The organism is Psychrobacter sp. DD43 (genome assembly GCF_904846555.1).
Taxonomy (GTDB): Bacteria; Pseudomonadota; Gammaproteobacteria; order Pseudomonadales; family Moraxellaceae; genus Psychrobacter; species Psychrobacter cryohalolentis.
The window spans coordinates 25953-46729 of record NZ_CAJHBE010000002.1 but is presented as its reverse complement, the minus strand read 5'-3'; the positions used below and the strand labels follow the sequence as shown (position 1 = coordinate 46729).

Here is a 20777-nt window from a genome sequence, read left to right as displayed (position 1 = left end):
TGTTAAGACGCATCATTACTAATGCAAATGTTTAACTAGACAAATGACTCTGCCAGTATGACATCACCATCTTCGCGAGTAATCATGACGGTGGCTGAGCGTGGTGTACTACCTCCAGCAATAGCGCCCCACGTATTACCCGGATGCTGAATATTAATAAATAAGGTTTTAAAGTCTGGGGCCATCGTAATACCTGTGACTTCACAGCCCTCCGGACCGACGAAGAAACGTTTGATATTGTCATTATTGGCAGGCATGCCGACTCGGGTTTGTTGCCCCGCTGACGTAGTAGTGAGGGTTCCATCGCTGACATTGCCCGGTAGCGCTGCTAGCAACATACAGCTGCTGGTATCGGTATAAGCACCGTCATCTGTTTGAATCCATAGGACGCCACGTGGATCAAAGTATAAGCCGTCGGGGGAAGAAAAGTCATTATTGTCATTTAATTGTGATAAGTTTTCTGCTGATAAATCACTCGGCGCAGCAAATAAATAAATATCCCATTCAAAACTGGTTGCCGCATGATCGCCCCCTGCTTCTGCCCAGCGAATAATATGACCATTGTCATTACCACGCGCTTTGCCGCCAGTATTATAGCTGCGCGGATTGGGCGCTGAAAGTGGCTGATCATCACGTACACCACGATATTTATTATTGGTCAATGTCACATATACATCGCCCGTTATGGGACTGACCGACACCCACTCTGGTCGATCCATTTTGGTGGCCCCGACCACATCTGCTGCTGCACGAGCAAAGACCAACACTTCATCTTGTCCATGAAAAGGCAAGACCGTATTGGAGACGTCCAGTCCATTTTGACCGTGAATCAACGCTTTCCATTCACCGCGGCCATTTTCATTAAAGATAGCAACATAGAGCGTACCCTCATTCAAATACTTGTCACCTGCTTTTAATCCACCGCCGATATCAGCATTTGACCATGTGGCTTTGGAGACGAACTTATAGATATATTCCCCTCGAGCATCATCACCCATATAAAAAACCACCGGTTTGCCTTGTTCAACAGGAGCATAGGCGCAATTTTCATGAGCAAAACGCCCTAGTGCCGTGCGCTTTTGCGGTATGGAATTCTGATCAAAAGGATCAATTTCGGTGATATAGCCAAAGGTATTAAAGCCATTTCTATAATCGTCTGCAGCGCTAGCACTAGCGGCGGTCATATCCCAGCGTGAAAACTCATCGCTTATCTTGGCATCTTTAGCATCAGGGGTATGCCATAAATATTCCCAACCAGGGAAGTTTTCCGTTGCCCCGTAGCGTTCGCGACCATAGTTATGCCCAGCGCTTAATTGGCTAGCATCTTGCCCACGGGCAAATACCCCTAAAAAGTTTTCTTCGGTGGTCAGATAAGTGCCCCAAGGTGACAAACCTGCACCGCAGTTATTATTGATGCCGCGAGTCTGAAAGCCTGTCGGATCAAACTTAGTTTTGACCAAATCAGAGCCCGCAACAGGTCCTGTCAACTGCGCCGTACTACTACTCGTGAGACGGCGATTATATTTCGAATCAGCCACCATCTCATAGCCCATGCCATCAGCGCGGCGTTTCATCTCGACCACCGCCACTCCATGACAATTAACCTCACGGCGCACGTCGCTAGCAAGTCGACGATTTTGAAAGATGGGTGCGGCGTTGTTATCTTGGATCACATGATAGCCAAAAGGGCTTAGCTCACTACTGTTTACATACTCATGATTCATCACCAGTAGCCCATTCTCTGCCGCTTTGGCATCATATGCGCCGCCCTTTTTGCCAAAAAACCACATGCCATCATGATTATCACCCATGCGCCATTCGAATGACTCAGCCGACTGCTCTCGATTGTCTTTCCAGTCATCAATACCAGATATCAGCGGCGTGCCAAGTGGTAATATCATCTCGGCCTTATAGCCTGCTGCCACGCTCATCGTTTCGGCAGTTGAATGCGCCACTGCGGTAAACTTCAAAGTTTCGGGACGTTTGAGATCACCTTGTGCAGGGACAGCAGCAGCATTGCCATTATTTTTGGCAGGAATACTATCATCGTCATCGCTACAGCCGACTAAAGGTAGCGCGCCAAAAAACGCCGCCGCTGTTAATCCTGTGCCACCTTTTAGGATACTACGCCGATTTAAACGACGACTAATAATGGTTTGAAAATCGATATTGTCGGTCGGATTAGAATCTTCAACGACTTCATGGGCAAGTGGTTGTTTGTTATTCAATAATGTCATTATCAGTCACCTTGCTGTTAGGCTTGATTGGCATGAGAGAGTTGATTACAGTCTTGTAATTGCAATCACCGAAATACGAATTATGCCTAAGTCTACTGAGTGTTTATGACAGTATGTTGAAAACCAAATGCCAATTTGATAGTAATGTGACGATAACCTCATGACAAATGGCTATTACCCCTGATAAACCAAAAAAATCCCAAGTGTGAACTTGGGATTTTTTGGTAGTGTTAATGCATGTAAAAACTTATATGATACTACTGCGATAAGAAATTATCGAACTTGCACCTGCCATTCATGAGTGCCAAGCTTGAATGTTAGCGTATCATCTGCTTGCAATACTCCAACGCCGCTCGGCGTACCAGTCATAATCACATCGCCTGCTTGTAAGCTAAAGGCATGGCTAATCTCTGCTAGTAGCTCATACACTGGAAATAGCATTAAGGCACTATCACCATCTTGCTTCAGCTCGTCATTGATATAGAGCTGATATTCGACATGGCAAAAATCACCAAACGCTTGCGGATCAATCCAATCGGCAAGCACACAAGCACCATCGAAACATTTAGCACGCTCCCATGGATGACCTTTTTCTTTGAGCTTGCTTTGCAAGTCACGCAGGGTCAAATCAAGTCCCAAAGTCACGCCACTTATCGCTTGCTTTGCTTGTTCAACCGTTGCTGCCGATAAGTCGGCTACCAGCTGAATGCATAGCTCTGCTTCGTAATGAGTGTCGCCATATAGCGCTGGATTTGGACGGACAATATCATTGTGCACACTGACCACTGATGATGCTGGCTTCATGAATAAGATAGGCGATTTTGGTATCTCATTGCCAAGCTCACGCGCGTGTTCTGCATAGTTACGGCCCACGCAGATGACCTTGCCGATGGATTCTCGTACGCTATCATTAATGGTGGCAATACTCGCGTCATCCTTGACGCTGGCAGCAATTGTATCGACTAAGGATATAGATCGTGATTGGCTCATACTAGGCGCTCACAGCAAATGATTGATATTTTAAAAAGCAAAACATACTGCACTATTTATCACAACGTTAATGATAAGTTTTATTCATGACAAATCATTAGCCGACGGTATGAGTAGTCACATCTGGTGGTACATAACTTGCGTGACGATTCATGCGCTTTTCAAACATTCTAAAGCTAAATAAAATCACCCACGACAACAAGAGATAAACGATACCAGCAGCGAAGAACAGCTCCATCAAGGTATAAGTACGTGCACTAATGGTACGGGCAACGCCTGTGATATCCATCAAAGCAATCGTTGACGCTAGCGCACTACCTTTCAGCATAAAGATTACTTCGTTGCTGTATGCCGGAATTACAATACCAAAGGCACGCGGTAACGTAATACGGGTCAGTTTCTGCCATTTTGACATCCCGATTGCATCGGCAGCTTCAAGCTCACCGACCGGAATATTTTGAATAGCACCGCGGATAATCTCGGCTAAATACGCACTGGTATTTAGGGTAAAGGCAATGATAGCACACCAGTAAGCTTGGCTAAGAACTGGCTCCCATAGGAACGAATTACGTACCGCTTCGAACTGCCCAAGACCATAGTAAATCAAAAATATCTGTACCAGTAATGGCGTGCCACGGAAAAAGAAGATATATAGAAAAGGGAGTATCTGTACCACCCAATTTTTAGACAGCCGTAACAGCGCCAAAACCAAACCAAAAAATAAGCCAATAATACCCGAGAACAAAACCAGCTGTACGGTCAATACCGCGCCACCGAGTAAGTCTGGGATATGATCAAAAATAACCTGCCAATTCCATTCCATAGTGTCTTCCCCTTTATCCTATGGTCGATTGACGGTGAGTGGTTTGACGGCTGAGCTTTTTAGCATAACGCGCCGCCGGATTGGCACGCCATTCAAGCCACATCATAAAGCCAGTAATCAGCATGGTCAAACCTAAATAAATTATTGCCGCTGCCATATAAAAGGTAAATGGCTGCTGTGTTGATTGCGCGGCGCGCGAGGACTGATACATGATATCTTTGAGACCTACGACCGACACCAGTGCCGTATCTTTAAGCAAAACCAAAAATAGATTACCCAAACCTGGCAATGCAATCTGCCATACTTGCGGTAAGGTTATGCGATAAAAAGTCTGAAAAGGACGCATACCAATCGCTTGCGCCGCTTCTCGCTGTCCTATAGGAATCTCTTGAATCGACATACGGAAGATTTCAGTCGCATAAGCACCAAAAGCAATAGAAAGTGCCATCACGCCGCCCCAAAAAGCGCTAATCTCGACATAGTCGTTATAGCCAAACTTTTTGAGGATGCTCATTAGCAGTATAGAGCCGCCATAGTAGATAAACAGTACCAATAGTAGCTCAGGAATACCGCGCATCGTGGCGGTATAGACAGTCGCAATTTTGCGCAGCAGCCAGATATTAGACAGCTTTGCTGTGGCACCGAGCAAACCTAAGAACATGCCGATGATCAGACTGGTCATGGCAAGCTGTATGGTGACGGTAGCGCCGCTCAATAAAAGCGCGCCAAATCCTTGTAAGTCAAACACGATTATCCACTCAGTCTCTTTATATTAGCAATATTGCAAAATATGAGTTAAAAAAATCAGCATCAATAGCTGAATACAGTTAATAAACGTACTTTAGACCCAAGAAATATGAGCCATTTGCGTCATAGACTGACGCTAGATTAATACGATTACTGCCGCGATAATTGACACAGTAGAAATGAGCGCTGATTTTATCATATTCATTCGCCGCTATGTTAATACTGACGTGTAAAAGCATCGCCTAAATAGATATCTCTCTCCTTAAAAGGCCGATAATTTAGTTAAAGAACAGCAAATCTGTTGGTTAATAATGCCTACAATAATAGCGTGACTGTAAATAAGGACACAAGAAAAAGGACATCACCATAATGGTGATGTCCTCATGCTTATTAACACAATATGAATGCAGTCGTGAAAACAGTAATACTACTGAGCCTTTACTGTGTAGCACTATCTATAGCTGGTGCTTCTGTTAGTGTCGCACTTGCTGGCACAGCAAAGTATTTTTGATTGATCTTATCATAAGTGCCATTGGCTTTAATATTGCTCAATGAGGTATTAATTTTTGCTTGTAGAGCTTCATCATTCGGACGGACGGCAATCGCAAAGTTATCATTGATATCAATCTCCGCGCCCTTTAACACATAATTATTACCGGACGTCGAGCTGAGCCATTCAATCGCTGGCAGTTTATCCGATATCATGGCATCGACGCGACCAGCACCCAAATCTAAAAACGCATTACTTAATGTATCATATAGCTTCATATCCGCTTTTGGATAAGTGTTTTCTAGCCACTGTGATGAGATGGTGGAGCGCTGAGCGGCGATAGAATGGGCATTAATATCAGTCACCTTAGCAGGGTCAAAGGTGCTGTCTTTTTTGGCTAAAAACACTAGCGCATTGCTAAAATACGGATCCGTAAAAGCGACTTGTTGAGCGCGCTCAGGGGTGACTGACATCGCAGCGACGATAGCGTCATATTTACCAGCCTTGAGACCGGGGATGATGCCGTCCCAATCTTGCGCCACAATCTCACAAGTTACTTGCATATCAGCACAGATAGCATTGGCAATTTCGATATCAAAACCGCCGAGCGTGCCATCTGCATTGGTATAGTTAAAGGGCGCATAAGCACCCTCAGTACCGATACGCAGCACATTACCCTCTGTCGCATCTGCTTTTTTCTCAGCTGTCTCCGCAGTATTATTAGCGTCTGAGTTAGTACTTTCAGCCCCTTTATCTTGACCGTTACTACAACCGACTAAAGCTAAAAATGCTGCCACTGCTAGCATAGGTTTTGAAAACCGCTGACTGGTCACTGAATTTGAGCCTATGACAAGATGGTTGCTCATAATCATCCTTGAGTTTATTACGTCGTGAAATTTTGATAAGTGCTGGCAAATATGCATTCCTCAAAACTTAGGATCAATACATATTTGTCATCACAGGTATTAGTTTGCTGTCGCTTGCTCTTCTTTAGCAATCGCCGTATCAGCATCGACACTAGCTTTATCCATAACTACTACTTCTTTGATATCACTAGTAGCGACTGCTTTTTGAGCAGCAGTGGTTGAGCTGGTACCAAAATAGCTACCCGTGATTTGATCATAAGTGCCATTGTCTTTTAGCTCAGCCAAGGCTTTATTGAATTTGGCAACCAATGGATCGCCTTTACGGAAAGCGATACCCATCGCATCATCATTGGTGCTGATTTCTTGACCTTTGACCTCATAGTCTTTACCAGCTTCTGTTTTTAGCCAGTCAATACCAGTCACTTTATCAGACATCATCGCCCGCACACGACCTGACGTTAGATCCAGATACGCATTGTCTTGGGTATCATAAAGTTTGATATCAGCATCAGCATGTTTATCTTGTAGATATTGCGAGGCAACAGTTGAACGCTGTGAGGCAATTGGCTGACCTTTTAAAGCGTCAACACTAACATCGTCGCCTTTTTTACCGATTAAGATAATGCCGCTATGAAAGTAAGGTTCGCTAAATTCGACCACTTCTTTGCGCTCAGGGGTGATTGACATACCAGCGATGGCAGCGTCAAACTTCTGCGCATTTAAGCCTGGAATCAAGCCATCCCAATCCTGTGAGATCACTTCGCATTTGGCTTTCATTTGCGCACATAGTGCGTCAACCAATTCAATCTCATAGCCGATTAATTTGCCATCAGCATCGGTATAACTAAAAGGTTTATAGCTTGATTCTGTCGCGATTTTGATATTTAAAGGCGTATCAGTTGCAGCAGCTGTTTCAGTGCTTTCTGTCGGTGTAGAGCTGTTGTTACAGCCAGCTAGCATCAGCATGGCAGCGCTTAGTGGCGCTAACCACAAGGCTTTTTTGGTCATTGACGAGGTCATTGAAATGATCATAGTGGTTATTCCTTAATATATTTACCAGCCGTATATATATCCGCCACTTAAGAAGGATATAAACAATCGACGCTAATGATTACAGATTATTGACCAAAGTTTTGCTGCTCAAGACGGGCAAGCTCACCGTTACTGCGAATTTCACTCAGCGCTTTATTAAAGTCTTCTTTAATGGCATCGCCTTTACGGACAGCAATCGCAATATTGTCATCATTGTCAATCTCATCACCCACGATACCGAAGCCTTCAGGGTTGTCTGCTAACCATGATTTTGCTGATACTTTTTCAGCCAATACAACATCACTACGACCAGACTTTAGGTCCAAATAAGCATTGTCATAATTGTCATAAAGCTTAACGGTATTGCCGTCTTTGCCTTCATAATTGTCTTGTAAATAAGCACCCGGCGTCGTTGAACGTTGACCACCAAGCGTCAGATTTTTGATAACTTTAGGATCAAAGCTGCCTTTGGTATCGGTCAGCCAAACCATCGTATTGGCAAAGTAAGGCTCGCTGAAATCGACTTTTTCTTGACGTTCAGCGGTAATAGACATACCAGCGATAACGGCATCGTATTTTTGCGCCAATAAACCTGGAATAATACCGTCCCAATCTTGAGCGACAATTTCACATTTGGCTTGCATCTGCTCACATAGAGCATTGGCAACATCGATATCGAAACCCGCCAAACTGCCATCGGCATTGGTATAGTTAAAAGGAGGGTATGCTCCTTCAGTCGCAATACGAATGGTCTTGCCAGCGGTTCCTGCTGCCGGTGCATCTGAATTGGCATCAGCAGCGTCATTGGCAGGTTGGCTACAAGCACCTAACATGAGCGCGGCTGTAACGGTCATCGATGACCACAATAGGCGAGAATTCGACATCATACGTTCCTTAAATTCTGATGGATTTTTAAGATGATTTTTAATCTCTAATTTTTAATACAGTGTTCTGGTATATTTTCTCTGACTTCCCTGCCAGATAAGTTACTCAGATTCAGGCAACTGCATATTCAGGCTGTGAGATATTTAGGTATATGGAGAAGTGCTATACATACCCGCTCACAAGTCTTTTGATAATACCTGAGTGGAATATCAAAAACAAACGTTTTGCATACCGACTGTGATTATTGAGTAATAAAGGCACGAATAGACTTACTGATGTGCAATCTTAGCGTTTTAAACAATTATTGCTAAGATTGCGATTTTACTAGATTTAAGCAATGGATTAATTTTGACGATGTGAAGCCATAAAGTCTCTAACGCGCTCAGACTTAGGGTTATCAAAGACTTGCTCAGGTGTACCAATCTCTTCAATAACGCCTTGGTGTAAAAACACCACTTTACTAGAAACGTCACGAGCGAAACGCATCTCATGGGTCACAATCAACATCGTGCGACCCTCTGCGGCTAGCTCTCGCATCACCGCAAGCACTTCATTGACCAGCTCAGGATCTAATGCAGATGTCGGTTCATCAAATAATAATACCTGTGGCTGCATAGCAAGAGCGCGTGCAATAGCAACACGCTGACGCTGACCACCAGATAGATTCGCTGGGTAAGCGTCTTTTTTATCGAGCAAACCCACTTTATCAAGCAGCTTTTCAGCATCGCTAATGGCTTGGTCTTTTTTTATTTTTAAGACTTGTATTGGCCCTTCGATGATATTGTCAATAATCGTTTTATGTGGCCATAGATTGAAATTCTGAAAGACAAAGCCCACGCGTGCGCGCAAGTGTTCTAGCTGTTTGATATCAGCCGCTTGCAATTCGCCTGACTTAGCTGGCTTTAGCATCAGCTCATCTTTACCGATAATAATGCGACCGTGATTGGGCTTTTCGAGCAAATTGATACAGCGCAGCAGGGTCGACTTACCTGAGCCAGACGAGCCTAAAATAGAGATAACATCGCCGTCATAGGCAGTTAGAGATACGCCTTTCAGTACGGCCAATGAGCCGAAACTTTTATGGATATCTTGTAAATCTAAAGCGATAGGTCGAGTCGGATTATTTGCAGTATCAAGCATGGTTTAGCAGACTTCCAATAAATATGAATGAAAACATGACGTAAAAAGGTACTTAGCATTAAAAAGGCGTTTGGCAATAAATTACCTTTATAAAATAAGGCCCATAATATACAGTCAATTATGGGCCTTATTTTATCATCTTAATAGCGTGAGCGCTGTTTTATCTGCCACATTAGTAGCTTGAGACGTGCTCTTCGCTTTCAGTACCGTCCATCATCTCTGCATCATCCGCAGTTGCTACGGCCACATCATCCGTGCTACTGACAGCCATATCATTGTCAGCAGTTGCTATCGCAACATCGTCAGCATTACCGGCAGTAGCCACACCCGTGGCTTCCTCTTCTACCGAAGTCTGCGCATCGACTGCTGGCGCCGTCTCTACCGGTGGCTCTTCTTTCTTACCACAGGCACTTAGCGTCAATGCCGCTGCAACCAACCCAACGCCCAACCAGTTTTTGTACGCGCCAGATTTTTGAATTTGTGGTTGATCAATGGTCATATTTATTCTCCAATATTTTTATTTACTATCATTAATTTCTACTATGAATAGCTATCATGTAGCCGAGCGAGTTTAAAAATAACGTGTCAAAGCTAAAATGAATCTTTTACTGCTTAGCGCTCACTATACGGACGATTCATAGCGACTACCTTAGTAATTGCAGTCTATTTCTGTTAAAAATACGTAACCATCAATCCAATGCCCAATCATGACTATCATATAAAGACAAGTGACTTCTATTCACAAAATCGGCTTTACTATCGACCTAATCTCCTCTATGTTAAATAGCAGAGTGCCATTAGAGCGCTAAAGAACACTGATTGTTTTCTATTTATAACTATAAGGAAGAATATTTATGAGTCAAACCAATACCACAGACGTAACCGCTTATATGCAAAATGTTGGTAAAGAAGCGCGCGCTGCATCCAGAGCACTGGCTGCTGCCAATACAGGTGACAAAAATGCTGCACTGATGGCGATTCACGATGTATTAAAGAACGCTAAGCAAGATATCTTAGCCGCCAATAAAGTCGATATGGACAATGGACAAAAGAACGACCTAGATGCTGCGCTGCTTGATCGCTTGGAGTTAAATGACGCCCGTTTTGATGGCATGCTACAAGGTCTAAAAGACGTTGCGGCATTGCCTGACCCTATTGGTGAGGTTACAGACATGACGTATCGTCCGTCGGGTATTCATCTGGGCAAAATGCGCGTGCCACTTGGTGTAGTCGGTATGATCTATGAGTCGCGTCCCAATGTTACTTTGGAAGCAGCCTCCCTCGCACTAAAGTCAGGTAACGCCATCATTTTACGTGGCGGCTCTGAAGCATTTGAGTCCAATCAAGCGATTGCCAGATGTATTTTAGAAGGACTAAAAAACGTTGGTATGTCTGAGTATAGTGTCCAAGTGCTAGAGACCACTGACCGTGCTGCCGTCGGTGAGCTTATCACTATGACAGAATATGTTGATGTTATCGTACCACGCGGCGGTAAAGGGTTGATTGAGCGTATCAGCCGCGATGCACGCGTGCCTGTCATTAAGCACTTAGATGGCAACTGTCATACCTTTATCGACAGTGATGCTGATCCTGAGATTGCCATTAACGTGAGTGTCAATGCCAAAACCCATCGCTATGGTACTTGTAATACCATGGAAACCTTGTTGGTCGATGAAGCCATCGCTGATGAGCTGTTACCAAAAATTGCCGAAGCCATCGTTGAAGCCGATAATGCGATGCAACTACGTCTTGATGGTAAAGCGCAGGCTATTCTGAACGATAACACTACCCTTAAAGGCCATTTATCAGCCGCCACCGCGGAAGATTGGGATACTGAATATCTCGCCCCTATCCTCGCGATTAAAATATTATCCGGCATTGATGAGGCGATTGAGCATATCAACACCCATGGCAGTCATCATACCGATGTTATCATTACAGATAACTATACCAAGTCACAGAGATTTATCCGCGAAATCGACTCGGCAAGCGTGATGATTAACGCCTCTAGCCGTTTTGCCGATGGTTTTGAATATGGTCTTGGTGCCGAAATTGGTATCTCAACTGACAAGATTCATGCGCGTGGACCAGTCGGACTTGAAGGCTTAACTTCACAAAAGTGGATTGTTTATGGTCATGGCGAAACGCGTGCCTAATTTATTACGTCTTCACTACAATCTATAATGTCGTCTGCAGTATAATTGTTACAGAACGTCAGCTTAATTGCTGGCGTTTTTTTATTTTTACTACACATGTTGTATATGACATATAGTCAGGGAAAAACAATATCGATACATCACGTACTACTGGTATCAATTTTTCTTGCTTGCTGTGCCTACGCAGACAGAGGCGGCAAAAAATTTATACCAGCAGCACCGTAGTTTTTTTAAGATACTTTCATTATATAGCCATTATTTTACGTGATAAAAATCTATCGATAGGACGAGGATGCCCATGCAAAGTGGCAAAATTAAGCATTGGAATTCTGATAAAGGCTATGGCTTTATCGATGTCGACAATCAGAGTGAAGATGTGTTTTTTCACATAACATCCGTGCGAATGGCGCAGCCTATCAGCAATGGGCAGCGGGTTTATTTTAATAGTGAGCGCAATGACAAAAATCAATTGCGCGCCACCGAAGTCACATCGGATGAATTGAGTATTTTAGAGACGCCAGCATCCAATTCAGTGGCAAATTCAATGCATCGCAGCTCAGATAATGTTAATCAGAAAAACAATCAAAACCACATTAGCAAAAATAATCGTAGCAGCCAAAATAAGAAAAGCAGCTTCTCTACCCTATTCAGTTTGATTGCCATTATCGCTGTTGCGGTCTATTTCTTTACTGATTTGAAATCCAGTTTTTTTGCCGATAGCGCCCCATCTACTACTCTATCGCAAAATCATATTGAAACTGCCAGTAATTCAAATGCAGCAGCTATCACTGGTGATGCGCAAATAGATCAGACGCTTGTGCTTATCAAGCAAGGTGGACCCTTCCCTTATCCTAACAAAGACGGAACCACTTTCTATAATCGCGAAGGTAAGTTACCGGCGCAGTCGCAAGGCTACTATCGCGAATATACTGTACCCACACCTGCCGTTTCGCATCGCGGCGCACGACGTATTGTCACTGGTGGTCACCCACCAACCATTTATTATTTAACCCTTGATCATTATGACAGCTTTCAAAAACTGGAGGTGAAATAACATGACTCAAGCTATTTACTATGTAAATCAAAGCAGCATTGATCAAAACCTTGTTAAAGGTAAAAGCAGCAGAACGTCTGCTACTATTCCTGAACAAGCAATCGCTATACCTATAGAAGAGCGATTAGATAAAGAAACACTCTTAAGTAGCTTAGCGAAAGCCTGCGATTTCCCAAGTTGGTTTGGTCATAACTGGGATGCAGCGTGGGACTGCTTAACAGACAGTGATATCGAGCATTTGGTACTTGATTTAACAGCGGTTAAAAATATTAACACCGAAGATTTTAATGTCTTCAAAAGTATTATAGAAGATGCTTTTAAAGAATTTGGCAAACCACAGCTGTGGATTGTCGTGGCGTCTGATGATTTGTCTTAGTCGCCAGTAAGAGAAGAATCTAAATTCGAGATAAAAACAGATTTATCCCGAATTCAGGTTAATTTATATTTATAGAAAGGATTAACATATGGAAATCACCCTAAACGGCTATTACACCCTGATATTAGCCACATTAGTACTTTTGCTTGGACGCTTCTTAGTCAAAAGAATTAAGTTTTTAGAAGATTTCAATATTCCAGAACCAGTCGCAGGCGGTTTGGTCGCAGCGATTGTCGTTTATATTCTTAATATTGTTTGGGGCTATAGCTTTAATTTCCATCAAGGACTGCAAACAGCGACTATGCTGATGTTTTTTGCCTCTATCGGGCTTAGCGCTGATTTTGGTCGGTTAAAAGCAGGTGGCTCACCCTTGCTGATTTTCACCATTATCGTGTCTGTTTTTATCATTTTGCAAGACATCCTTGGTGTTGCAATGGCAAGCGCACTTGGGCTTGATCCTTTGCTTGGCTTGGTGACCGGTTCAATCGCTTTGACTGGTGGTCATGGTACTGCTGGTGCTTGGGGCATTACTTTAGAGGAGCAGTATGGTGTGGTTGGCGCGACGACGCTGGGTATCGCAGTTGCCACTTATGGTTTAGTAGCAGGTGGTATTATCGGTGGTCCTGTTGCCCGTCGCTTGATTAAAAAGCTTGGTCTCAAGCCTACAGCAGACAATCCAAACCCAAGTGATGTTGAAAAACTGGCAAGTGAGCAGTCGCTCTATAGCACCAAGCATAGCGAAGAGGAAGTTCATAGCAATAAGGAGATGTTTGAAAAGCCGGATAATATCCGTCTGATTACAGCATCGTCTACCATTGAATCATTGGCACTGTTTGCCGCAGCACTGGCGTTCGCTGATCTCATGACTTTGGTAGCGCAGGATACATGGTTTGAGTTACCGACCTTCGTATGGGCATTAGCAGGTGGTGTGATTTTGCGTAATACCTTAACCATGGTATTCAATTTTGATATGTTTGACCGTGCGATTGACGTCATCGGTAACGCTTCTTTGAGTCTTTTCTTAGCGATGGCTTTATTGTCATTAAAGCTGTGGCAATTGACAGATTTGGCAGGTCCGGTATTGATCATCTTATTGTCACAAACTGTTCTAATGATTGGCTATGCTTACTTTGTGACCTTCAAACTCATGGGAAAAGACTATGATGCAGCTGTCTTGTCAGCAGGACACTGTGGTTTCGGTATGGGTGCAACTCCTACAGCGATTGCCAATATGCAGGCGGTCACCGATCGTTACCTACCATCACATAAGGCATTTTTGATTGTACCTATGGTTGGTGCATTCTTCGTTGATATCGTTAACGCCACTATCCTGCAGATATTTACCAAATTGCCGTTTATGTGATTTGATAAATTAAAAAACTGTTTTATATACTCACAAAAAAACCGCCTAGCCAAAGCTAAGCGGTTTTTTTATTTCTGACTTATAAAACCAATTAATTAGAAATTACTGGTTTTTAGCATAGACAGGAAGCTCTTTACAGATCGCTTCTACTTTGCCACGGACTTCAGCAGTCACTGCTTCATCGCCACGGCTGTCAAGAACATCACAAATCCAACCTGCCAAATCACCTGCTTGTGCTTCGTTGAAGCCGCGAGTGGTAATCGCTGGTGTACCAATACGGATACCAGAAGTCACAAACGGAGATTTTGGATCGTTTGGTACGGCGTTTTTGTTGACCGTAATGTGTGCGTCACCCAACCATTTATCCGCTTCTTTACCAGTCATCTCTTGCTTAACTAAGCTGATAAGCATCAGATGGTTTTCAGTGCCACCAGAGATAATTTCATAGCCGCGATCTTGAATGACTTTTGCCATGGCTTGAGCGTTTTTAACCACTTGCTGCTGATAGGTTTTGAAGTTCTCTTCTAAGGCTTCTTTAAAGCAAACTGCTTTTGCCGCGATGACATGCATCAACGGGCCACCTTGGTTGCCTGGGAATACGGCAGAATTGAGCTTTTTAGCAAGTACTTCATCACGCGCCAAAATCATACCTGAACGTGGGCCACGTAAGGTTTTGTGCGTAGTCGTGGTCACTACATCAGCAAACGGTACTGGGCTTGGGTAAACACCGCCAGCGATAAGACCGGCAACGTGAGCCATATCGACTAGTAAGTAAGCGCCTACTTCGTCAGCGATTTCACGGAAACGCGCCCAATCAACTACTTGTGAATACGCTGAAAAACCAGCGATGATCATTTTAGGCTTATGCTCTTTTGCCAAGCTCTCAACTTGGTCATAATCGATAAGACCAGTGCCTTCAACCAAACCATACTGTACTGCATTGTAGTTTAGACCTGAGAAATTGATATGTGCGCCATGCGTTAAGTGACCACCAGCATCTAAACTCATGCCAAGTACAGTATCATTGGCTTCAAGCAATGCTAAAAAGACAGCAGAGTTTGCTTGGCTACCAGAGTGTGGCTGTACATTCACATATTCTGCACCAAACAATTCTTTTGCACGGTCGATAGCTAGTTGCTCAACGACGTCAACATGCTCACAACCACCGTAATAACGCTTACCAGGATAGCCTTCAGCGTATTTGTTGGTCAAATCAGTACCCTGCGCTTCCATCACTGCTTGTGAGCAGTAGTTTTCAGACGCGATCAATTCGATATGGTTTTCTTGACGAACGCTTTCTGCGGCCATCGCTTCAGCAAGTACTGGATCAAAATCTTTGATAGAGATATCTTTAAACATAGTAAAGTCCTAAGTGGTGACGTTTATTAGTAATAACGGTCGTTGAAAGAAGCGAGTAGCAAAAGAAGTTTGAAATAGGCAAGCAAAAGGCATGAGCTTATCATTAGCTTGCAGTTTTAAGGATAAATTCGATACTCTTTTGCATCGATATTCTCGCTAAAGTTTAAGTGTAACATGAAACTTTATGTTGCGAGCGCAAAAAAATATCAGCTTATTTTTAGTAGACGACAGGGCAAAATTCTCTATATTTAAATCTATTTTTTTCAGTAACTTATCAATATATCATCTAAATAGAAGCAGTAAATTCATTAAAATTTATTCACTAAAAACTTATCTGAATAATAAAGTGGAAAATAGTTGGCTAATTAATTGGTTGTTTTAATTTTCTGATAAAGTACTTAAATATCCAATTGTTTTTCACAGAACCGTGGCAAAAAGGTCTCACTAATGAGTAAAGAACGACCGTGCCAATCATAAAGCGTCTGCCGTTGCCAGCCATCTGCCGTATATTTGATACAGCGCTGATTGGGCAAGGTGCGACTGCGATTAAACAATACATAACCTATGGGTGTGCTTTTTAGTTGCTGTAGACGTCTGGCACTGCCTTTTAGACTTGATAACGGAAACAGGCTTTGCGCCTGTACCCATGGTAACTCGTCATTCCCGTATAAATATACCTCACGGACCCACGCCAGCCGTGGATGACTAAGCGCTGCCCCTTTGATACCCAATTGTTTTTTTTGTGCTAAAGACAATAACCGATAGCCCTCAAATCTGCGTTCTACGAGTAATGGCCGCCCAGCTTTTACCTCTAGCAAGGCAGTAAGAGAGCCTTCGGTATTTAACCAAGGTAATAGCTCAGTTGGAGGTGATGAATTGGTTGCGCAAGAAAGATGAAAGGTCATAGTTTACGGCTAATGTGTACTTTATTAAGTAGAAGATGGTTAAAAGATAAGGTTATTCATTGTTATGGAACATTGGCATATTATCAATATTAAACGGCAAAGCTTCAAATGCCTGCTCTCGATATTGCGACATCTGTAGCCGATCTTTGCGGCAAAAATCAGCAATCGCTGGCACAAAACGTGCATCATAAATACGGTGCAGTGAGTGGGTAGCTGTTGGAATAAAGCCACGAATCAGCTTATGCTCGCCTTGCGTTCCTGGGTCGAAATAGTGCAAACCTTGCTCGATCGCAAACTCAATACCTTGATAATAGCACAGCTCAAAATGCAAGCTATCATACTCACCAAGCGCTCCCCAATAACGACCGTACAAAGTTGCCGTTTTATTGTCAGGCTTATCATATAAAAACAGACTGCTCGCGATAATCTCACCGTTGGCATCAAGTGCTTGTGCGAGCATTAAATGCTCAGCCATATGTTGCGCTAATGCTTTAAAAAAATCCATGGTCAAATAAGGCTGCTGCCCACGTACCGCATAAGTCATTACATAGCAATGATAAAAAGTCTTCCAGTCGGACTCGGTAATGTCATCACCGCATTTTCGCTGGCACGTAATACCTTGCTCAGCGACTTTTCGCCGCTCAGCCCGAATGGTTTTGCGTTTTTTGGCTTTGAGCGTGGTCAAAAATGCTTCAAAATCTGTAAACAGCTGATTATTTTGAGTTAGATTTTTATTTTGCCATAAAAATTGGCAACCTTGACGCTCAAGTATCGGTAGCTCAATCGGTTTTGCCGTTACACCATTTGCTTGGTTTTTAAGCGCCATTTCTATATCAATATCAGTCGGCAGCGATGCGTTAGCGATAGCAGCCATCTCAGGTGTGACAAATAGCCCATGCCAGCCAGAAGCATCTACTTGCTGCGCAATATCATCCACCCCGGCAATGGCGGTCTTTATAATGTCAGCATCGAGCGTCTCACCTGCTGCCACCCATAAACGCTGCCCAGTAATAGGCGTATAAGGGGCGCTCGTTACCAAACGCGGATAATAGTCGAGACCATACTGCGCATAAGCTTGCGCCCATGAATGGTCAAATACAAATTCCCCTTGGTGATGACCTTTGATAAATACGGGCATCACGGCAACCGGCTGCTTCACCTTTATAGAAGCTTCTACAGAAGACAAATTTTTCTGTACTACAAAATCGTCATCGGCATCTACACGGTGCACCAATATATAAATAGGTAACCAGCCAGCTTCCTCGCCAATCGCGCCAGTGTCACTAAGCGCTTGCCAAAAGGCAAATGACATAAAAGGGGTGTCTGGCGTTTGCCACTCGCTTAGGCTTTGCCAACTGGTATCGTTGAGTAACGCATATTGTAAGGTCATAATCAGTACACTATTTTTTTGATAACTTTTCTTGATGTTATAGCCTAGCAAATTGCCATTTTTTTGCTGTCACGATTTGCAAAACTGTCATTAGCGTTTAAAAGCGGTGCAGTGCTATTTTTATAGAAACAAAAATTTGCTGCCATAGGTGATAAAAATTACTATTAAAAACAGGCAAATTACATGGAAAAGATGATATCCATCTTGATGACTGATAGAATAAGGGTATTATTAGCTTAATATAATTCATATAGATGAGATATGAGCGAAATAGTATACTTAGTTCAACATACGAGATTGACATCATATCGGATTTATAGTGGATGAACTATAATATATCGACTGTCATGTATCATCAGGCAGTGTTACCCAATCGTTCAACCCCTCTTTTGACGGTAAGCTTTTCATAAAGGTTAAAGCAGCTTCCAAAAGATATTTTTGCAAAATAAGGTCAACAAGCGGTCTCAAAACTATTTGAATGCGTCGAACCGTTTCAATATATTTTTGTATGATTGCAAAAGTGACACGCGATGTACTTAATTTAGCGCCATCGCCCATTATGGTATGAAGGCTGTATAAAGGTATTAAATAATATCCAAGCCTTACTCACTTCATTACTGACAACATAAAGGAATACTCTACTACAATGTCAAAAATTATTTATACAAAAACCGACGAAGCGCCAGCGCTTGCCACCGTATCATTCTTACCTATTGTCAAAGCATTCACTAAAACAGCAGGCATTGAAGTGGATACGACTGATATCTCAGTTGCTGCCCGTGTACTGGCTGAATTCCCTGAATTTTTAAGTGAAGAGCAACGCGTTCCTGACAACTTAGCTGAGCTGGGTCGTCTGACACAAGATCCAAACACCAACATCATCAAACTGCCAAATATCAGTGCCTCTGTTCAGCAGCTAAAAGCGGCGATTAAAGAGCTACAAGGCAAAGGCTACGCCATTCCTGATTTTCCAGAAGATCCACAAACGGATGAAGAGATAGCCATTCGTCAGCGTTACGGCAAAAGCCTAGGCAGCTCGGTGAACCCTGTACTGCGTGAAGGTAACTCAGATCGTCGTGCACCCAAAGCGGTCAAAAACTACGCGCGTAAGCATCCACATTCGATGGGTGAATGGAAGCAATGGTCACAAACTCATGTATCGCATATGCACAGTGGCGACTTTTATGCAGGTGAGCAATCTATCACTTTAGATAAAGCCCGTACCGTGCGCATGGAACGTTTAGCTGACGATGGTACTGTGAATGTCTTCAAAACAGGCATCGCTTTGCTTGATAAAGAAGTTATCGACCTTATGTTCATGAGCAAAAAAGCACTGCTTGAGTTCTATGAGCGTGAAATGGAAGACTGCCGTGAAGCGGGTATTTTATTCTCATTGCACGTAAAAGCCACGATGATGAAAGTATCGCATCCTATCGTCTTTGGTCATGCGGTTAAAACCTATTATAAAGATGCTTTCCAAAAGCACGGCGCTTTTTTTGATGAATTAGGCATCAACGTTAATAACGGTATGGCAGACCTATACGACAAAATCTCAACACTACCCGCATCAACGCGTGAAGAGATTGAGCGCGATTTACATGCCTGCCAAGTACATCGCCCACGTTTGGCGATGGTTGATTCCTCAAAAAGTATTACCAACTTCCATTCACCAAGTGATGTGATTGTCGATGCTTCTATGCCTGCTATGATTCGTAATGGCGGTAAAATGTGGGGTGCTGATGGCAAGCCCTATGATTGTAAAGCTGTCATGCCAGAATCTACCTTTGCTCGCATTTATCAAGAAATGATCAATTTCTGTAAATGGCATGGTAACTTCGACCCAACGACTATGGGCACGGTACCTAACGTCGGTTTAATGGCACAAAAAGCGGAAGAATATGGCTCGCATGACAAGACTTTTGAAGCGAGCGATGATGGTATAGCTCGTATTGTTGACGAAGAAACAAACGAGATTTTGCTTGAGCAGCGTGTTGAGAAGGGCGATATCTGGCGCATGTGTCAGGTCAAAGATGAGCCTATCCAAGATTGGGTAAAACTTGCGGTACGCCGCGCACGCGAATCTAATACGCCGGTTATCTTTTGGTTGGACCCATATCGTCCACACGAAAACGAGCTGATCAAAAAAGTCAACATGTATCTAAAAGATCATGATACGAGCGGTCTACATATCAAAACCATGTCACAAGTTCGTGCCATGCGTTATACCTTAGAGCGCGTTGCTCGTGGTCTTGATACGATTTCTGCTACTGGTAATATCTTGCGTGACTATCTCACTGACTTATTCCCAATTTTAGAATTGGGCACCAGTGCTAAGATGTTATCAGTCGTACCTCTTATGAAGGGCGGCGGTTTGTTTGAAACTGGCGCTGGTGGTTCAGCACCAAAGCATGTACAACAATTGTTTGAAGAAAACCACTTACGTTGGGATTCACTGGGCGAGTTCTTGGCATTAGCTGTATCGCTAGAGCATTTGGCACAGAATGATGGCAATGCTAAAGCCCAAATACTGGCTGACACCTTAGATAGAGCAACTGAAAAGCTGTTATTAAATGACAAGTCTCCATCACGCAAGACTGGTGAGCTTGACAACCGTGGCAGTCACTTCTATCTTGCGATGTATTGGGCACAAGAGCTTGCCGCTCAAGAGCAAGACGGCGAGCTTGCAGCACAGTTTGCGCCACTTGCGCAAAATCTTGAGAGTAATGAAGCGGCTATCATCAAAGAGCTGAATGATGCTCAAGGTAAGCCTATGGATCTCAAAGGCTATTACTTAGCAGATGAGGCATTGGTTGAGCAAGCAATGCGTCCAAGCACTTTGTTCAATAACGCAATTGCATCATTATAATTAACTCATCTTATAAAAGTTAATTTATAGAAGTGACATTGGCGTAAACAAAACACCCCAAATATCTTAGATTTTGGGGTGTTTTTTTGTCTGTTATT

Annotated in this window: 17 protein-coding genes; 5 read left to right on the top strand and 12 right to left on the bottom strand. The window is 43.2% G+C overall.

From position 1 onward, the window contains the following. Positions 1–35 precede the first annotated feature (35 nt). The 9 genes from JMX89_RS01350 to JMX89_RS01310 all read right to left on the bottom strand — a co-directional run bounded on the left by JMX89_RS01350 (position 36) and on the right by JMX89_RS01310 (position 9709). Positions 36–2237, bottom strand: coding sequence for a PhoX family protein (locus tag JMX89_RS01350; RefSeq protein WP_133103787.1), 2202 nt, complete (start codon positions 2235–2237; stop codon positions 36–38). A 273-nt stretch (positions 2238–2510) separates the two neighbouring features. Further along, positions 2511–3227: a fumarylacetoacetate hydrolase family protein gene (locus JMX89_RS01345; protein WP_227672975.1), complete on the bottom strand. Its 717-nt coding sequence runs from the start codon at positions 3225–3227 to the stop codon at positions 2511–2513. A gap of 97 nt (positions 3228–3324) precedes the next feature. Continuing rightward, positions 3325–4050, bottom strand: a complete 726-nt coding sequence (locus tag JMX89_RS01340; protein ID WP_201530854.1) for an ABC transporter permease — start codon at positions 4048–4050, stop codon at positions 3325–3327. A gap of 13 nt (positions 4051–4063) precedes the next feature. Continuing rightward, positions 4064–4798 (bottom strand): ABC transporter permease, encoded by a 735-nt coding sequence (locus JMX89_RS01335; protein WP_020442682.1) that lies wholly within the window; start codon positions 4796–4798, stop codon positions 4064–4066. A 437-nt stretch (positions 4799–5235) separates the two neighbouring features. Further along, positions 5236–6153: an ABC transporter substrate-binding protein gene (locus tag JMX89_RS01330; protein WP_149408868.1), complete on the bottom strand. Its 918-nt coding sequence runs from the start codon at positions 6151–6153 to the stop codon at positions 5236–5238. A gap of 99 nt (positions 6154–6252) precedes the next feature. Next, entirely contained in the window at positions 6253–7185 is a 933-nt protein-coding gene (locus JMX89_RS01325) for a transporter substrate-binding domain-containing protein (RefSeq protein WP_011512696.1), read from the bottom strand. 86 nt (positions 7186–7271) lie between these two features. After that, positions 7272–8072, bottom strand: coding sequence for a transporter substrate-binding domain-containing protein (locus JMX89_RS01320; RefSeq protein WP_201530856.1), 801 nt, complete (start codon positions 8070–8072; stop codon positions 7272–7274). 340 nt (positions 8073–8412) lie between these two features. Next, positions 8413–9210 carry an ABC transporter ATP-binding protein gene (locus JMX89_RS01315; RefSeq protein WP_133103790.1) on the bottom strand — a complete coding sequence of 266 codons (798 nt, stop codon included), beginning with the start codon at positions 9208–9210 and terminating at the stop codon, positions 8413–8415. 172 nt (positions 9211–9382) lie between these two features. Next, the gene (locus JMX89_RS01310) at positions 9383–9709 is read right to left on the bottom strand and encodes a hypothetical protein (RefSeq protein WP_201530858.1); all 327 of its coding nucleotides are present in this window, start codon (positions 9707–9709) and stop codon (positions 9383–9385) included. Positions 9710–10064: 355 nt separating this feature from the next. On the opposite strand from JMX89_RS01310, the gene JMX89_RS01305 reads away from it, so the two are divergent. From JMX89_RS01305 to gltS, 4 genes are all read left to right on the top strand, one after another. Next, positions 10065–11366, top strand: a complete 1302-nt coding sequence (locus JMX89_RS01305) for a glutamate-5-semialdehyde dehydrogenase (protein WP_201530860.1) — start codon at positions 10065–10067, stop codon at positions 11364–11366. 292 nt (positions 11367–11658) lie between these two features. After that, complete coding sequence (locus JMX89_RS01300) at positions 11659–12420, top strand: ribonuclease domain-containing protein (protein ID WP_201530862.1); 762 nt, start codon at positions 11659–11661, stop codon at positions 12418–12420. A gap of 1 nt (position 12421) precedes the next feature. Then, entirely contained in the window at positions 12422–12796 is a 375-nt protein-coding gene (locus JMX89_RS01295; RefSeq protein ID WP_201530864.1) for a barstar family protein, read from the top strand. Between the two features lie 88 nt (positions 12797–12884). Then, positions 12885–14159 carry a sodium/glutamate symporter gene (gltS, locus tag JMX89_RS01290; protein WP_011512689.1) on the top strand — a complete coding sequence of 425 codons (1275 nt, stop codon included), beginning with the start codon at positions 12885–12887 and terminating at the stop codon, positions 14157–14159. A 102-nt stretch (positions 14160–14261) separates the two neighbouring features. On the opposite strand, the gene glyA is transcribed toward gltS, so the two are convergent. The 3 genes from glyA to JMX89_RS01275 form a co-directional block, all read right to left on the bottom strand. Further along, positions 14262–15518 (bottom strand): serine hydroxymethyltransferase, encoded by a 1257-nt coding sequence (gene glyA, locus JMX89_RS01285; RefSeq protein ID WP_011512688.1) that lies wholly within the window; start codon positions 15516–15518, stop codon positions 14262–14264. 398 nt (positions 15519–15916) lie between these two features. After that, positions 15917–16423: a chorismate--pyruvate lyase family protein gene (locus tag JMX89_RS01280; protein WP_201530866.1), complete on the bottom strand. Its 507-nt coding sequence runs from the start codon at positions 16421–16423 to the stop codon at positions 15917–15919. Positions 16424–16475: 52 nt separating this feature from the next. After that, entirely contained in the window at positions 16476–17813 is a 1338-nt protein-coding gene (locus tag JMX89_RS01275) for a GNAT family N-acetyltransferase (RefSeq protein WP_201530868.1), read from the bottom strand. A 646-nt stretch (positions 17814–18459) separates the two neighbouring features. Here JMX89_RS01275 and JMX89_RS01270 point away from each other — a divergent pair. Further along, entirely contained in the window at positions 18460–20679 is a 2220-nt protein-coding gene (locus JMX89_RS01270) for an NADP-dependent isocitrate dehydrogenase (protein ID WP_201530870.1), read from the top strand. The last annotated feature ends 98 nt before the right edge of the window (positions 20680–20777 follow it).

Bases quoted from the DNA above. Each gene is read 5' to 3' on its own strand.
- JMX89_RS01300 (WP_201530862.1), top strand. From the start codon at position 11,659: ATGCCCATGCAAAGTGGCAAAATTAAGCATTGGAATTCTGATAAAGGC.
- gltS (WP_011512689.1), top strand. From the start codon at position 12,885: ATGGAAATCACCCTAAACGGCTATTACACCCTGATATTAGCCACATTA.
- JMX89_RS01295 (WP_201530864.1), top strand. From the start codon at position 12,422: ATGACTCAAGCTATTTACTATGTAAATCAAAGCAGCATTGATCAAAAC.
- JMX89_RS01310 (WP_201530858.1), bottom strand. From the start codon at position 9,709: ATGACCATTGATCAACCACAAATTCAAAAATCTGGCGCGTACAAAAAC.
- JMX89_RS01340 (WP_201530854.1), bottom strand. From the start codon at position 4,050: ATGGAATGGAATTGGCAGGTTATTTTTGATCATATCCCAGACTTACTC.
- JMX89_RS01280 (WP_201530866.1), bottom strand. From the start codon at position 16,423: ATGACCTTTCATCTTTCTTGCGCAACCAATTCATCACCTCCAACTGAG.
- JMX89_RS01315 (WP_133103790.1), bottom strand. From the start codon at position 9,210: ATGCTTGATACTGCAAATAATCCGACTCGACCTATCGCTTTAGATTTA.
- JMX89_RS01345 (WP_227672975.1), bottom strand. From the start codon at position 3,227: ATGAGCCAATCACGATCTATATCCTTAGTCGATACAATTGCTGCCAGC.
- JMX89_RS01305 (WP_201530860.1), top strand. From the start codon at position 10,065: ATGAGTCAAACCAATACCACAGACGTAACCGCTTATATGCAAAATGTT.
- glyA (WP_011512688.1), bottom strand. From the start codon at position 15,518: ATGTTTAAAGATATCTCTATCAAAGATTTTGATCCAGTACTTGCTGAA.
- JMX89_RS01350 (WP_133103787.1), bottom strand. From the start codon at position 2,237: ATGACATTATTGAATAACAAACAACCACTTGCCCATGAAGTCGTTGAA.
- JMX89_RS01270 (WP_201530870.1), top strand. From the start codon at position 18,460: ATGTCAAAAATTATTTATACAAAAACCGACGAAGCGCCAGCGCTTGCC.
- JMX89_RS01325 (WP_011512696.1), bottom strand. From the start codon at position 7,185: ATGATCATTTCAATGACCTCGTCAATGACCAAAAAAGCCTTGTGGTTA.
- JMX89_RS01320 (WP_201530856.1), bottom strand. From the start codon at position 8,072: ATGATGTCGAATTCTCGCCTATTGTGGTCATCGATGACCGTTACAGCC.
- JMX89_RS01275 (WP_201530868.1), bottom strand. From the start codon at position 17,813: ATGACCTTACAATATGCGTTACTCAACGATACCAGTTGGCAAAGCCTA.
- JMX89_RS01330 (WP_149408868.1), bottom strand. From the start codon at position 6,153: ATGAGCAACCATCTTGTCATAGGCTCAAATTCAGTGACCAGTCAGCGG.